Below are 15,999 nucleotides of genomic sequence, written 5' to 3' on the forward strand. Positions count from 1 at the left end.
ATCCGATGAGTGGTTAAAGAAAAACCCTAAACCAGTTAAGATTTAGGGTTATATTTCCTGAGCTTAAAGCTAAAAAGGTAAAGCATAAAGCCTATGTTTAATGCTAGCTTTAAGCTTTTTGCTTTCAGCTTATTATAATTGTTTATCCAGTTTTCCAGCTAATACCGACTTAGGTACTGCCCCAACCTGTTTGTCTACAACTTCACCATTTTTAAAGAATAATAAAGCAGGAATATTACGGATTCCAAACTGAGTTGAAATCTGAGGATTATTATCAACATTTACCTTACCTACCAATGCTTTTCCTTCGTATTCTTTTCCTATTTCATCAACAATTGGACCAACCATACGACATGGTCCACACCATTCTGCCCAAAAATCTACCAATACCGGTTTATCTGATTTTAATACAACTTCTTCGAAGTTCGCATCTGTTATTTCTAAAGCCATAACTTATAATTTAATTTATATACAAATATATTATCAATTGTAGTGCCATCAATAGCAGGCTGTCAATATGACATTATGGTGAGCATGGAACTTAGGGCACGGGGTATGGCGTAATGTGTTGAAGCCCTATGCCCTCTGCTATTAGTTCAACTTATAATTCACAACATTCAACTTCGTTAATTGTTCTAAAAATTGATTGTTGGGATTAATTTTCAACGATTTGGAAGGCAGTTCCAATTTCAGGTTTTGATCTCGGTCATACACTTCAAAATTCAACTTACAGTTATGTCTCTCGCTATTTTCTTTATTTTCCTGCACAATCAGTTCAATTTTTTCCATCAGTTCATCGTTAATCTCATCAATAGGCACTTGGATCGTGATGCATTTAGTGAGCTTATCCCGCAGCTCGGATAAAAGATCTACCGCTGTTACCTTGAACTCCCAATCGCCCTCTTTCCTAAACCTTTCCCCTACCCGACCTCTTATCTGCAAGAAATAACCTTCCGTTAGAAACTGTTTGAATTTTAAAAAATCATCCCCAAATAGGGCTATTTCACAACTATCATCGTAATCTTCAAAAATAAAAGTACCAAAAGGTTTCCCCGTTTTGGTAATCCGCTGAGAGGCGATTACTACCAGTCCGCCAACAACCAGGTCCTTATTTTTAATCCCTTCAAATTCTGCCAAGATTTCTTCAGTAGTGTCGCCGCTACGGATTTTATTTACCACCGCCAAATGCCTTACTGCATGTTGGCAAAAGTTTTTAAGTTCAAAACGGTAATCATCCAGTGGGTGGCCGGATAAGAAAATCCCTATCGCATCCTTTTCATATTTAAGCCGGTCTATCAATCCCCATTCTGGTGAAACCGGAAAACTGGGTTCTAAAATGAGATCGGCCTTTGACCCTCCAAAAAGTGAAGCTTGAGACGAATTTTCGTTGTTCTGAAAATCGTTCGCATATTTGATCAGCTTTTCTATGCCGTTCATTTTATCGTTGGCACCGATATAAAAATATTGGGCCCTGTGGAAACCAAAAGCATCAAAGGCGCCGCTATATACAAAACTTTCGTATGCTTTTTTATTTACTATTCGGGTATTTGAGCGCTTAGAAAAATCGAATACTGTTTGGTAAGCTCCGTTCAACACGCGTTCTTCGATAATACTTTCAACAGCCTTCTCTCCTACACCCTTTACTGCCGACATACCAAAACGGACTTCGCCCTTGGCATTTACAGAGAATTTTAGATCTGATTCGTTTACATCTGGTCCTAAAACGGTAACACCCATCTGCCTGCATTCTTCCATAAAAAACGCTACCTGCTTTATATCGCTCATGTTGTTAGAAAGAACGGCCGCCATGTATTCTGCCGGATAGTTGGCTTTAAGATAAGCGGTTTGATACGCAATCCATGCATAACATGTAGAGTGTGATTTGTTAAAGGCATATTCTGCAAAGGCTTCCCAATCTTTCCAAATCTTCTCTAAAATCACCGCATCGTGTCCTTTTTCTGCTGCTTGTTTAACAAATTTAGGTTTCATCTTATCCAGCACATCGCGTTGCTTCTTACCCATTGCCTTACGGAGCACATCAGCCTCACCTTTGGTAAAATCAGCTAATTTTTGTGACAAAAGCATCACCTGTTCCTGATAAACGGTAATCCCATACGTTTCCTTTAATAGTTCTTCACAGGCTTCCAGGTCATATTTAATCTCTTCCTCCCCATTTTTTCTTTTAACAAAGCTTGGAATATAGGCAATCGGCCCTGGTCTGTATAGTGCATTCATGGCAATTAGATCGCCAAAAACCGTAGGCTTTAGCTCTTTCATGTACTTTTGCATTCCCGGGCTCTCATATTGAAAAATTCCCACCGTTTCGCCACGTTGAAAGAGTTCGTATGTTTTTACATCATCTATGGGGAAGGCATCCGGATCCAGGTCGATATTATGTCTCTTTTTAACAAGTTTAACTGTATCCTTAATCAGGGTTAATGTTTTTAACCCTAGGAAGTCCATTTTTAATAGGCCTGCACTTTCAACAACAGAGTTATCAAATTGGGTCACATATAGATCTGAATCTTTAGCTGTTGCTACGGGAACGAAATTAGTGATATCATCGGGTGTGATAATTACTCCACAGGCATGAACTCCGGTATTACGTAACGAACCTTCTAAAATAATCGCCTGTTCTATGGTTTCGGCACTGAGGTTTTTGGCCAAGGCCAGGTTCTTAAGTTCAGTAACCCGCTCATATTCATCAGGACGCATAGCGGCTTTTAGAGCCTTTTCGTCTAGATTAAAAATTTTCGCCAATTTCATGTTTGGTATGAGCTTTGCAATTTTATCAGCTTCAAATAAGGGCAGGTCTAGCACACGTGCCGTATCCCGGATCGAAGATTTGGCTGCCATTGTACCATAGGTGATAATCTGTGCAACTTGGCTAGAGCCATATTTGTTGATTACGTAATCCATCACCCTGCCACGTCCCTCATCATCGAAGTCGATATCGATATCCGGCAGGGATACACGATCTGGGTTCAAGAAACGCTCAAAAAGCAGGTCGTATTTTAAGGGATCAATATTGGTAATCCACAAGCAATAAGCAACTACGGATCCTGCTGCCGATCCCCTTCCTGGGCCTACAGATACATCCCTTCTCCGGGCTTCTGCTATAAAATCCTGTACAATTAAGAAATATCCAGGATAACCCGTGTTTTCAATTGTTGCCAATTCGAAATCCAACCGTTCGATAAGTTCTTCGGTAAGTTCTCCATAGCGCTTTTTAGCCCCTTCGTAGGTGAGATGCCTTAAGTAGTTGTTCTCCCCACGTTTGCCTTTATCGGCCAAATCTTCAGCAACCAAAAACTCTTCAGGAATATCAAATTTAGGCAACAATACCTCCCGAGCAAGTTCATAGGCCTCAATTTTATCCGAAATTTCTTGAGTTGTTAAAATCGCTTCTGGAAGATCTGCAAAGAGTGCTTTCATCTCCTCAGTAGATTTAAAATAATACTCCTGATTTGGCAATCCGTAACGATAACCCCTTCCCCGCCCAATTGGTGTAGCCTGTTTTTCGGCATCTTTTACACACAATAAAATATCGTGGGCATTGGCATCTTTTTTATTAACGTAATAGGTATTGTTTGTAGCAACTAATTTAACTCCATGTTTACTAGCTAGCGCGATCAGATCAGCATTTACACGATCTTCATTTTCTTGATTGTGGCGCATAATTTCAATATAGAAATCATCGCCAACCAATTCTTTCCAATAGATAAGTGCTTCTTCGGCCTGTTTCTCGCCTAGGTTTAACAATTTACTGGGTACTTCCCCATACAGGTTCCCAGACAGTACGATGATATCACTTTTATATTGCTCGATTACTTTCCTATCAATCCGCGGTACATAATAAAAGCCTTTTGTATAAGCAATAGACGACATTTTTGCCAAATTATGGTAGCCCTGTTTGTTTTTTGCCAAAAGTACCACTTGGTAGCCATCGTCTTTTCTGGTTTTATCGGTATGGTTATCACAAACATAAAACTCTACCCCAACAATGGGTTTTACCAGTTGGGCTGTCGGAATTTCTCCCATTTTTATTGTCTCTTCATTTTTTGCTTTAGCTTCTTTATTATGCTTCGAAGCTGCGCTCACAAAATGAAAGGCGCCCATCATATTGGCGTGATCGGTTAGTGCAACTGCTGGCATATGCTGGGCCGCCGCAGCTTTAACCAAATCCGGGACACTAATTGTGGATTGTAATACAGAAAATTGTGTATGATTATGGAGATGTATAAAATTCGCAGTTGCCAGCTCTTGTCTATTCCCCTCCAACGTTTGTTTAGAAATGCCCCCCGGCTCAGTTTGCTGTAGGCGTTTTCTAATTTCATCTGATGCCTGCTTTAGATTAATGTGCTGTAAGCCTACGGGGACAATTGGTATAGGGTTAGCCTCTTTAAAACGCAAGAAGTAATCGGTATCTACCAATAATTCCTCTTTTTTAAAGATTTCTTTTTTGATCAGCTCTAAGAAACAGCGTGTAGTAGCTTCCACATCGGCAGTTGCATTATGTGCTTCAGAAAAGGGGGTGCCGAAAAGATAGTGATGTAGTTCGGTTAATGTTGGCAATTTAAATTTACCACCTCTTCCGCCCGGAATTTTCAATAATTCGGCAGTGATCTCAGTACAAGTATCTAAAACCGGCATATCAGCCATCTTGCTTTCGATGCCCAAGCGATGAAACTCGCATCCCATAATATTGACATCGAAACCTACATTCTGCCCAACTATAAATTTCGCCTTGCTGAGAGCGATATTAAACTTTTCTAAGACTTCGGCAAGTTCAACGCCATTTGATGAAGCCAGATCCGTAGAAATACCATGAATTCTTTCTGCGTCATAAGGAATATTAAATCCGGTAGGCTTAACCAGATAGTCTTGGTTCTCTATCAAATTTCCCATATCATCATGTAGCTGCCATGCAATTTGGATACAACGCGGCCAATTATCCGTATCGGTAATAGGGGCATTATAATTACGTGGTAACCCGGTGGTTTCGGTATCAAAAATCAGGTACATAACAGGGAAATGTTGGACACCAAAAATAGAGAATTTTGAGGAGCGCTGTGTCAGTAATTTATCAACAATCTGAGAAAAATGGACGATGTAAAATGGAAGATGGAAGATGTAAAATGGAAGATGGAAGATGGATTTTAAATTGTTTGATTATTATATGGTTAGGATAATTGCGGTGAGATCGAATAATTAATTAAGAGTAAAGCAGGGACAGAAGCTTTTTGGAAAGGATAGCCCCGCTTTCCGCTTTACTTCGTGCTCGCTACTCCCGCGAGCTATCGGGACGTGTTTATAAACTACTACTATTTAGGGTGGCAGATGAGTTTACAGTTTTCGGTTGGCAACCGATACTTGTCCTCGTTTGCAACGAGGATAACTGAGAATGACGATTGTATCGTCCACATCAGAAATGTGGGTTTCAAACTAGTTTCAGTTTACAATTTCAGTTTACAATTTTCGGTTGGGTTAACTTTGAACTCTCACTTATTCAAGTTTGCAACGAGGATAACTGAGAATGACGATTGTATCGTCCACATCAGAAATGTGGGTTTCAAACTAGTTTCAGTTTACAATTTCAGTTTACAATTTTCGGTTGGGTTAACTTTGAACTCTCACTTATTCAAGTTTGCAACGAGGATAACTGAGAATGACGATTGTATCGTCCACATCAGAAATGTGGGTTTCAAACTAGTTTCAGTTTACAATTTCAGTTTACAATTTTCGGTTGGGTTAACTTTGAACTCTCACTTATTCAAGTTTGCAACGAGGATAATAGAGAACGACGATTATATCGTCAACATTAAAAATGTTGTGCTCGAGCATCCTCGTTTCAAACGAGGACGAGTTGGCTAGTTTCCGTTTACAAGTTTTAGTTTTCAGTAGAGTTAACTTTGGACCCCCTTCTTGTCCTCGTTTGCAACGAGGATAACTGAGAATGAAGATTGTATCGTCAACATTAGAAATGTGGGTTTCAAACAAGTTTCAGTTTACAATTTCAGTTTACAATTTTCGGTTGGGTTAACTTTGAACTCTCACTTATTCAAGTTTGCAACGAGGATAATAGAGAACGACGATTATATCGTCAACATTAAAAATGTTGTGCTCGAGCATCCTCGTTTTCAAACGAGGACGAGTTGGCTAGTTTCCGTTTACAATTTTATTTTTCATTAGAGTTAACTTTGGACCCCTTCTTGTCCTCGTTTGTAACGAGGATAACTGAGAATGACGATTGTATCGCCAACAAAACGGGAAGATGCCTAACGGACGGGCAGAGAAAATGTAATTGGGAAGACGGGTTTTGATGATTGTAGCTTTCCCATTAAAATGTGGGTTTCATGCATCCTCGTTGCTTCACAAGAGGCACTTTGCGTCAAACGGGGGCGAGTTAGGAAGCGTGGGTTTTAAATTAAACTAACTCCCAACTATCAACTGTCAACTAATCATGCTCCTGGCTTACCAAGCTCCCTGTATCATAGCCCATTTGCCTACAACGTTCGATGATTTCCTTTAATAATATGGGATCCATTTTTGGCTCACGAGCCATGATAAACAAGAATTTTTGTGCGGGGTGACCTACTACCACATAACTATAATCGTCGGCCAGTTCTATTACCCAATAGCCCGCTTTAAATGGCCATATAAATTGGGCTTTCATATCGCCATCAGGCTTATGCTCATCGAAAAAGAGCTTAGACCTGACCGATTTTTCTTCAGGTTGTCCATTTTTGTGATAGGTTGTTAGTACATCAAAATGATCATCTTCAACCAAGGTGTACGTTTCTATAGTCTGTTTCCAATTTTTATCAAAAAGTGTCGGGATCGAATATAAAGAGTACCACTTTCCGGCATATGCCGAATAATCAATAATCTTAACGGGCTGGTTTTCTGTTGTATCTTCCATGGCAATGAGCTTTTATTAGTTAACCTTTTGTGTGGAATAATGTTTTATCTAAGTTATAATCATAGTATGGAGCATAGTGCTAAGCGCTCTGATCCATGCCCCATGCTCCGTGCTAAAAAAAATCATAAACCACTTTTTTTAACCCATCCAATTCTATAACTTCGGCCTTAAATCAATTTCTATCTTAAAAATCTATATAAAATGAAGATAACGGTAGTAGGTGCTGGCGCAGTTGGAGCCACCTGTGCAGATAATATTGCAAGAAAAGAATTAGCTGAAGAGTTAGTATTACTAGACATTAAAGAAGGTTTTGCAGAAGGTAAAGCTATTGACATGATGCAAACTGCTACATTATTGGGCTTTGACACCAAAATAAAAGGTGTAACCAATGATTATAGCCAAACCTCAGGTTCAGCTGTTGCGGTAATTACTTCGGGATTACCGCGGAAACCAGGGATGACCCGTGAAGAATTAATCGGCATCAATGCTGGTATCGTAAAAGGTGTGGCCGAAAATATCCTTAAATATTCTCCGGATGCCATTATTGTGGTAATTAGCAATCCGATGGATACCATGACTTATTTGGCATTGAAATCGTTGGGCCTACCAAAAAACCGCATTATTGGAATGGGTGGAACTTTAGATAGCGCTCGTTTTAAATATTATTTAAGCGTTGCTCTAAATTGTAATTCAAATGATCTTCAAGGATTTGTAATTGGAGGCCATGGCGATACCACTATGATCCCATTAACCCGCTATGCAACGTATCAAAGCTTACCTGTAAGCAATTTATTGGATGAAGCTACGCTAGCAAAAGTTGCAGCAGATACAATGGTAGGTGGCGCAACATTGACCGGACTACTAGGCACTTCTGCATGGTATGCTCCAGGAGCTGCCGGTGCAGCATTGGTAGAGGCAATTGTACGCGATGAGAAAAAATTATTTACCTGCTGCGTTAGCCTTGATGGCGAATATGGTCAAAAAGATATCTGTTTAGGTGTTCCTGTAATCATTGGGCGCAATGGATGGGAAAAGATTATCGATTATAAATTAAATGAAGATGAACAATCAGCATTTAATAAAAGTGCTGATGCAGTTCGCAACATGAATAATGTACTTGCTGAAATGAAATTAATCTAATCGGTATTAGCTTTGTCAATTTTCTAGCACACTTGTTAAAAAAATTGACAAAGCTTCTAAAAAATAAAATGCGAACTATTACTGTTCCTTTAATCTTAATTAGTCTACAAGACGACGGTTTCCATCTTTTGGTGGAAATCGTTGTTTTTGGAGAAAAATTATATGCAGTGGTAGATACCGGTGCTTCCAGATCTGTTTTTGATAAAAGTCTGATGGAAAAGCACATTACTGATCTTTCCTTGCACGAAGAAACCCAGGCCGCAACTATTTTTAGTAGTTCGACCACGTTGGAAGGAATAATCCCAAAACTTAAAATCGGCAAACTTACCTTAAAAAACTACAATGCTGTGGGTTTGGATCTACAGAGTGTAAATGATACCTATCTACAACTAGGACATCCCAACATTGCTGCTATAATTGGCGGAGATATCTTTATGAAATTTCAATCCAAAATTGATTACAAACAGAGAGTGATGAGGTTTTATAAATGAAAATAAGGTTAAATTGTTGGATTGTTTTATTGCTAAATTGTTGGCTTAGACCCACCAATGCCTTTCGGCCTGCGCTATTGTTAATATTCCTGCTTGGCTCTTCTTCGGCCCTTGCCCAACGAATTAAGATTATAGAAAAACCTATCATTTTTGATGCTACACGTACCAAACTTTCTATCGACTATTTAAAAAGGCGCCATGACCTGGTCCAAAAAACGGCAACAATAACACCAACCATGATTGTGCTGCACTGGACTGCCTCTCGAAACTTAATGGGAACCTACAATGCATTTAATAAATCTATTTTGCCAAGCGACAGAAAAGCCATAGCAGGTGCAAGTAGCTTAAATGTTTCGTCGCACTATTTGGTGGATAGAGATGGTACAATTTATCAGCTCCTACCAGATACGGCTTTTGCTAGACACGTAATCGGCCTAAATTATTGTGCCATCGGTATCGAAAATGTGGGAAGCATCGATTTTCCGTTAACAAAAGAGCAGCTTCTTGCCAACGAAAAATTGATCCGATACTTAAGCAAAAAATATCCCATTCAATATCTGATTGGACATTATGAGCACACTTTATTTAAAAATACGGCTCTTTGGAGAGAAACAAATCCCTACTACCATTCAGACAAAAGTGATCCCGGAAAGATTTTTATGAAGAATATACGGGAAGAACTTCAGGACACTGGATTGAGAGGGGCACCCTCTAAAGTAGACTAGGATTTTTAGGATTGGGGAATTAGTTTTGAAAGATTTTCCAACTTTTGTTAATAGCACTGTCCCAAGCTTTCTAAACCCGATTGAAATGAAAATTCTTTTCAATACATTATAGATTTTGAAAAAGATTGTAATGGAAAGCGGGACTATCCCTTCCCAAAAGCCAATGTCCCTGCTTTTCAAAATAAAGATATCTATACTCACTGTTATTCAGCAATTTAACAATCAAGCCATATAGCAATTCTATTCACCTTGCTAATTTTGATTTTAAAAAAAGATATGATTACCTTTAAGTGAACCAAAACAAAAAAACATGAAATTCTTAAAAGTTTTACTATGGATTGTCGGCATATTGCTGGTTATCTTTTTTGTAGGCGGGTTATTCTTGCCTAAAAGCTATTCGGTGAGTAGAAGTGCCGTAATTAATGCCCCCGATAGTGTAATCTATAAAAACATTGCTGATTTTAATGAATTCGCAAAATGGAATCCTTGGGCCAAAATGGAACCAACAGCCAAAATTACAGTTAGCGGTCCGGTTGCACAACCAGAACACCTATATACCTGGGTAGGCAAAGAAACCGGCGAAGGTTACATGAAAATTAAAAGTGTTGGGATGAATAAAATGGTAGATATTGAACTTAAATTTATAAAGCCTTTCGAAAGTTTAGCGGATACCCGTTTTGATGTTGCGGCAGAAGGGACAGGTCAGAAAGTAACATGGACAATGAGTGGCGACAATAAGGGCACATTAAACAAATGGTTTGGGCTCTGTATGGACGGGATGATTGGTAAAGACTTTGAAGCTGGATTGAAAAACCTGAAAGAAAAATCTGAAAAAGGACAATAGTCGATAGTCCATAGTCAACCGTACTAAAAAAGCCCCTCAACAGATTGAAGGGCTTTTTTATGTGCGAATGCTTGGTATCCATGCTAATGGACTATAGACTATGGTCTATCGACCACTAAGCGTCTATCTTCGCATACTTTGCATTACGTTCGATAAATTCCCTACGTGGCGCAACTTCATCGCCCATTAGCATAGAGAAAGTATGATCGCATTCTGCTGCATTTTCTATGGTTGCTTTTAATAAGGTTCGGTTGGCAGGATTCAAAGTAGTATCCCATAATTGCTCAGCATTCATCTCTCCTAAACCTTTGTAACGTTGGATATGAACGCTCTCTTCTTTACCAGCTCCTTTTAAGCGTTGCACGGCCAGATCACGTTGTTGATCATTCCAGCAATATTCTTGCTCTTTTCCTTTTTTAACCAAATAAAGTGGAGGTGCCGCAATATATACATAACCCGCCTCGATCAAGCTTTTCATGTAACGGAAAAAGAAAGTTAAAATCAACGTGGTAATGTGCGACCCGTCAATATCAGCATCCGTCATGATTACAATTTTATGATAGCGAAGCTTGGTGATATTTAATGCTTTATCGTCATCTGGGGTTCCAATACTTACTCCCAGTGCAGTAAACATATTTTTAATCTCGTCGTTTTCGTAGATTTTATGCTCCATGGCTTTTTCTACGTTCAGGATTTTTCCTTTCAATGGCAAAATGGCCTGGAAGTTACGATCGCGTCCTTGTTTAGCGGTACCCCCTGCCGAGTCTCCCTCTACCAGATACAATTCGCATTTTTCAGGATCGCTATCCGAACAATCTGCAAGTTTACCTGGAAGGCCTGAACCGCCCATCACACTTTTACGTTGAACCATCTCACGTGCTTTACGTGCGGCGGCCCTCGCCGTAGCGGCTAAAATAACCTTGTTTACGATCATCCTAGCTTCTTTTGGATATTCTTCCAAGTAAATGCCTAATGCTTCGCCCACGGCCACGTCAACCGCACCCATTACCTCAGAGTTCCCTAACTTGGTTTTTGTTTGGCCTTCAAATTGAGGCTCCTGAACTTTTACAGAAATTACGGCGGTTAATCCTTCTCTAAAGTCATCACCTGTGATTTCAAATTTTACGTTTTTTAAGAGACCAGACTTTTCAGCATAAGCTTTAAGCGTGCGGGTTAATCCACGTCTAAAACCAGCTATGTGCGTACCTCCTTCATGGGTATTGATATTGTTCACGTAAGAGTGTACATTTTCTGAGTAGCTATCATTGTACTGCATCGCTAACTCAACCGGAATTCCATTTTTAATCCCTTCTACATAAATAGGCTCCGGAATTAATGAAGGACGGGTTCCATCAAGAAACTGAACAAACTCTTTTAAACCACCTTCCGATTTAAATACTTCGGTTAAGAAAGTACCATCTTCATTTACTTCTCTTTCGTCAACCAAGGTTAAGCTGATGCCCTTATTTAAAAATGAGAGCTCACGCAAACGAGAGGCTAAGGTATCAAAACGATATTCTGTGGTTTGGGTAAAGATGCTCGCATCAGGGGTAAAAGTGATTACCGTACCGCGTTTTTCGGTTTCTCCTACTACTTTAACATCATATTGGGGCTTACCTTCTTTATATTCCTGTTCCCAAATTTTTCCTTCGCGGTGTACTTCTGCCTTTAAATGGGTAGACAATGCATTTACGCAACTCACACCTACCCCGTGCAAACCACCAGAAACTTTATACGTGTCTTTATCAAATTTACCACCAGCATGGAGTACCGTCATTACAATTTCCAATGCTGATTTTTTTTCCTTTTGCATGATACCTGTTGGGATACCGCGACCATTATCTTCAACCCGTACTGAATTGCCTTCTAAAATGTTTACCAAAATGGTATCTGCATGACCAGCCAATGCCTCATCAATAGAGTTGTCTACAACCTCGTATACTAAATGGTGCAATCCCTTAACTCCAGTATCTCCGATGTACATTGAAGGACGCTTACGAACTGCTTCTAAACCTTCTAAAACCTGTATGTTATCGGCCGAATAATTTGACTTTGGATCTTTTTCTTCGCTCATAATTTTGTTTAATACTTAAAGAATCAAAAATAACCATTTTTTAGCTAATAAGGCATATTGTGGATAACTAATTAGGTGTTGAAATCCTAGTGATTAAGTGCTATGCGCCATGCGCTAAGCGTTTAAATTACATGCTGATTAAGTATAAAATCCACCTATATTTAGGATACTCGGTTTTGATTTTTATATTTGCTAAAATTCTAATAAAAAGAGGAAGAAATAATCGCCTTGCGCCTAGCGCTAAACACAAATTAAACAAAATGAAATTAACTAAATTAAAAGTAAGCAGTATCGTAACTGCAATAGCATTAGTTTCGATACTAGCTGCTTGTGGAAATAAGGACGGCAAAACGGATGCAGCAGCAACAACACCTCCAGCTGCCGTCGTAGCTGAAAACGAGAAGATTGTTTTTGTAAACTCCGATTCGTTATTAACCAAATACGAATACTTTAAAACACTTAAAGCAAAAATGGAAGCCAGACAAAAAGCTGCTGAAAGCGATTTTGCTGCTAAACAACAAGCTGCTCAAAGAGAATACCAACAGTATCAGGCACAAGCTAATACCATGCCTGCCGACCAACGAGCAGCAACAGAACAAAGATTGCAACGCAAAGGGCAAGAATTACAGGCTTATCAACAAAATGCTGGAGCTGCTTTACAAAACGAAAGCGCTAAAGAAAATGAAAATCTTCGCAATAAAATTACAGATTATCTAAAAGGATATGCCAAAACAAAAGGCTATAAAATGGTTTTAACCTATTCTAAGGATAGCCCAAGCATCTTGTTCGCTGATGAAAGCTTGGACATAACCAACTCTGTAATTACGGGATTGAACGAATTATACTTTAAGGAAAAGAAATAGATTATTCATCCGATGACTGACTGTCATCAGATGAATATGTGTATATGCTCCGAGCAATCGGGGCATTTTTTGTTATTAGTCATCGGATGACTGACAGTCATCCGATGACTTAGCCCAAAAATATGGAAAACAAACAACACGAAAAGTTTATGCGTATTGCCATCCGCTTGTCGGAACAAAATGTGCTGCAAAATTTAGGCGGCCCTTTCGGCGCAGTAATAGTAAAAGATGGAAAGATCATTGCAAAAAGTGCAAATAAAGTAACAACAACCAATGATCCAACCGCACATGCAGAAGTTTCGACAATTAGATTGGCCTGTAAAAAATTAAAGACTTTTGATTTAAGCGGCGCGATTATCTATACCAGTTGCGAACCTTGCCCTATGTGTTTGGGAGCAATTTACTGGTCGAGAATTGAAACCATTTACTACGGTAACACTAAAAAAGATGCGGCCGAAATCAACTTTGATGATAAATTTATCTACGACGAATTGGACAAACCGATGGATCAACGTCAATTGCCGATAAAGCAATTATTGAGAGATGAGGCCTTACAGGCTTTTAGATTGTGGGATGAATCACCGATGAAAATGGAATATTAATTAGATAGTCCCGATAGCTATCGGGACACCAATTAGTTAATTAGCTAATAAATTTTAACAAATGACCACATACGAAGAACAGGTAACACACGAATTAGAATTCTGGAAAAGGGATATCATGAAAAAACCATCCCTCTTTGGTAATCTGGCTTCAAAGGTCCAACAGAAAATCAATAGTTATATTCCAACAAAGGTTCATAAGGCAATTACAACCACCATTAAGCAGATGGTAAAATTGGTTTTATTTGGTTCAAAATACACCACATCGGCCATGCCTAACGAAAACATAAGCTTAATGCATCGTGAAGCATTAGTTAAATCAAAAATAGAAAGCTATAGCAAAACAGGGGCTGCTGAGGGAGGAATAACTGGGGCAGGTGGGTTTTTAATGAGCATGGCTGATTTTCCTATCCTAATTGGTATAAAAATTAAACTGCTTTTTGAAATTGCTGCATTGTATGGCTTTGATGTAAAAGATTACCGTGAACGTTTGTACATCCTTCATATTTTTCAGCTTGCATTTTCGAGCAAGATCGGAGCTCAGAATGTATACAATCAAATGCAGAATTGGGACCAAAAATTAATTGTTTTACCGGAAAGTGCTGATCGTTTCGATTGGCAAACGTTTCAGCAAGAATATCGGGATTACATTGATTTGGCAAAAATGGCTCAATTGCTTCCTGTAGTTGGCGCTGCAGTTGGAGCTGTGGCCAACTATAAATTGCTTCAAAAATTAGGAAAGACGGCGATGAACGCGTATAGAATGAGGATGTTAAACGCTGAGCGTTTGTCGTAAGGCACGTTTATCGCATAACGCTATTCATCGAACATGCCTTCTATGAGGCCATCCGTTTCGCGCCTATCTTTTTTGGTCGGTCTGCCAGTGCCTCGGTCTCTTTTAAGATTAGGTGCATGAAATACAGATTTATAAGCATGGGTATCTTCAACAGGGGTAAGATCTTTGTATGCGGTAACAGCTATCTTTGCTTCAACCCTGTTGTATAAAAGCCCCACCACTTCAATTATCTTTTTTTCTATTCCTTTAGAAACCTGGTACACTTCGCCAACTTTTACAATGGCTGAAGGCTTAAGATTTTGTCCATTTAATTTAACCCTACCGGCTTTACAGGCATCAGTAGCCAAGCTTCGGGTTTTAAAGAGTCTAATTGCCCAGAGGTATTTATCAATCCGTAATTTCTCTTTCTCTGTCATAAGCCAAAAGTAGTTAATTTGGTTAACTGTCACAAAGGGATGCCTTGGCAGTAACCGTTTATTGGTAAACTGGTTAATTGTTGAACTGGTTAACTGTTGAACTTTTATATATGGCTAGTTGCATTTATTACGCTTGCCTAAACACTTAACCGATTAACCAGTCAACCAAATCTGCAACCAATTCAAACAATTAACCCTATTTTAAATAAAATTGATTTATTTTGTAAAAAAATTAAAAATATATAATGATTGCAGATTTAAAAAAGTTAGTGGAAGCCGCATGGGACGACAGATCACTACTTCAGTATACCGAATATTGTGAAGCTATAGAAGAAGTGATATCAAGATTAGATAAGGGCGAATTGCGTGTAGCAGAGCCTGTAATAAACACATGGGGTATAAATGAGTGGGTAAAAAAAGCGGTTATTTTATACTTTCCGATTAACGAAATGAAAGAAACCAAAGTTGGGCCCTTCGTTTACCATGATAAAATGGCATTAAAAACTGATTATAAAGCAAGCGGTGTAAGAGTTGTACCAATGGCAAGTGCCAGATATGGTTCTTATTTGGCAAAAGGTGTTATTATGATGCCATCATACGTAAACATTGGCGCCTACGTAGATGAAGGTACCATGGTGGATACTTGGGCTACTGTAGGCTCATGTGCCCAAATCGGCAAACGGGTGCATTTAAGTGGTGGTGTGGGCATTGGTGGCGTATTAGAGCCGATCCAGGCTGCTCCAGTAATTATCGAAGACGATTGTTTCTTAGGTTCAAGGGCAATTGTTGTTGAAGGTGTACGTGTAGAAAAAGAGGCGGTTCTGGGTGCAAATGTGGTATTAACGGCATCAACCAAGATCATCGACGTAACTGGTGCTACTCCGGTTGAATATAAAGGCATCGTGCCCTCACGCTCGGTAGTTATTCCTGGGTCATATACCAAAAAATTCCCAGCGGGGGATTTTCAAGTACCTTGTGCATTAATTATCGGTAAAAGGAAAGAATCTACCGACAAAAAGACATCCCTTAACGATGCATTGAGAGAAAATAACGTAGCTGTTTAAAGAGGCTAAAGGTTGTAAAGTTGGGAGGTTATAAAGTTCTAACCTTCCAACATTACAACATT

The 15,999-nt window shown here is 39.1% G+C and carries 13 protein-coding genes; 8 read left to right on the top strand and 5 right to left on the bottom strand.

Annotated elements, in window-relative coordinates; translation table 11 throughout:
- Window positions 1-132 precede the first annotated feature (132 nt).
- The 3 genes from trxA to AC6H0V_RS10090 all read right to left on the bottom strand — a co-directional run bounded on the left by trxA (window position 133) and on the right by AC6H0V_RS10090 (window position 6,922).
- Window positions 133-450: a thioredoxin gene (trxA, locus tag AC6H0V_RS10080; RefSeq protein ID WP_173272305.1), complete on the bottom strand. Its 318-nt coding sequence runs from the start codon at window positions 448-450 to the stop codon at window positions 133-135.
- A gap of 141 nt (window positions 451-591) precedes the next feature.
- On the bottom strand, window positions 592-5,025 hold the full coding sequence (dnaE, locus tag AC6H0V_RS10085; RefSeq protein ID WP_497560062.1) for a DNA polymerase III subunit alpha: 4,434 nt from the start codon (window positions 5,023-5,025) through the stop codon (window positions 592-594).
- A 1,432-nt stretch (window positions 5,026-6,457) separates the two neighbouring features.
- Complete coding sequence (locus AC6H0V_RS10090; protein WP_497560063.1) at window positions 6,458-6,922, bottom strand: lipocalin family protein; 465 nt, start codon at window positions 6,920-6,922, stop codon at window positions 6,458-6,460.
- A 201-nt stretch (window positions 6,923-7,123) separates the two neighbouring features.
- Between AC6H0V_RS10090 and mdh the strand changes: the two genes are divergently transcribed.
- The 4 genes from mdh to AC6H0V_RS10110 all read left to right on the top strand — a co-directional run bounded on the left by mdh (window position 7,124) and on the right by AC6H0V_RS10110 (window position 10,122).
- Window positions 7,124-8,062 carry a malate dehydrogenase gene (gene mdh / locus AC6H0V_RS10095; RefSeq protein WP_497560064.1) on the top strand — a complete coding sequence of 313 codons (939 nt, stop codon included), beginning with the start codon at window positions 7,124-7,126 and terminating at the stop codon, window positions 8,060-8,062.
- Between the two features lie 68 nt (window positions 8,063-8,130).
- Window positions 8,131-8,553: a retropepsin-like aspartic protease gene (locus AC6H0V_RS10100; RefSeq protein ID WP_497560065.1), complete on the top strand. Its 423-nt coding sequence runs from the start codon at window positions 8,131-8,133 to the stop codon at window positions 8,551-8,553.
- A complete protein-coding gene (locus AC6H0V_RS10105; protein ID WP_497560066.1) occupies window positions 8,550-9,278 on the top strand; it encodes a peptidoglycan recognition protein family protein in 729 nt (242 codons plus the stop codon). The genes AC6H0V_RS10100 and AC6H0V_RS10105 overlap by 4 nt, the downstream gene beginning before the upstream one ends.
- 310 nt (window positions 9,279-9,588) lie before the next feature.
- Complete coding sequence (locus AC6H0V_RS10110; protein WP_497560067.1) at window positions 9,589-10,122, top strand: SRPBCC family protein; 534 nt, start codon at window positions 9,589-9,591, stop codon at window positions 10,120-10,122.
- 115 nt (window positions 10,123-10,237) lie between these two features.
- Here the strand turns inward: AC6H0V_RS10110 and gyrB are convergent, their stop codons facing one another.
- Complete coding sequence (gyrB, locus tag AC6H0V_RS10115) at window positions 10,238-12,196, bottom strand: DNA topoisomerase (ATP-hydrolyzing) subunit B (protein ID WP_497560068.1); 1,959 nt, start codon at window positions 12,194-12,196, stop codon at window positions 10,238-10,240.
- A gap of 260 nt (window positions 12,197-12,456) precedes the next feature.
- Between gyrB and AC6H0V_RS10120 the strand changes: the two genes are divergently transcribed.
- The 3 genes from AC6H0V_RS10120 to AC6H0V_RS10130 all read left to right on the top strand — a co-directional run bounded on the left by AC6H0V_RS10120 (window position 12,457) and on the right by AC6H0V_RS10130 (window position 14,457).
- The gene (locus AC6H0V_RS10120) at window positions 12,457-13,059 is read left to right on the top strand and encodes an OmpH/Skp family outer membrane protein (protein ID WP_497560069.1); all 603 of its coding nucleotides are present in this window, start codon (window positions 12,457-12,459) and stop codon (window positions 13,057-13,059) included.
- A gap of 122 nt (window positions 13,060-13,181) precedes the next feature.
- Complete coding sequence (locus tag AC6H0V_RS10125) at window positions 13,182-13,661, top strand: nucleoside deaminase (protein WP_497560070.1); 480 nt, start codon at window positions 13,182-13,184, stop codon at window positions 13,659-13,661.
- 61 nt (window positions 13,662-13,722) lie between these two features.
- On the top strand, window positions 13,723-14,457 hold the full coding sequence (locus tag AC6H0V_RS10130) for an EcsC family protein (protein WP_497560071.1): 735 nt from the start codon (window positions 13,723-13,725) through the stop codon (window positions 14,455-14,457).
- A 20-nt stretch (window positions 14,458-14,477) separates the two neighbouring features.
- On the opposite strand, the gene AC6H0V_RS10135 is transcribed toward AC6H0V_RS10130, so the two are convergent.
- Complete coding sequence (locus tag AC6H0V_RS10135) at window positions 14,478-14,873, bottom strand: RNA-binding S4 domain-containing protein (protein WP_497560072.1); 396 nt, start codon at window positions 14,871-14,873, stop codon at window positions 14,478-14,480.
- Window positions 14,874-15,118: 245 nt separating this feature from the next.
- On the opposite strand from AC6H0V_RS10135, the gene AC6H0V_RS10140 reads away from it, so the two are divergent.
- Window positions 15,119-15,937: a 2,3,4,5-tetrahydropyridine-2,6-dicarboxylate N-succinyltransferase gene (locus AC6H0V_RS10140; protein ID WP_497560073.1), complete on the top strand. Its 819-nt coding sequence runs from the start codon at window positions 15,119-15,121 to the stop codon at window positions 15,935-15,937.
- The last annotated feature ends 62 nt before the right edge of the window (window positions 15,938-15,999 follow it).

This window comes from Pedobacter sp. NO84 (assembly GCF_059703915.1).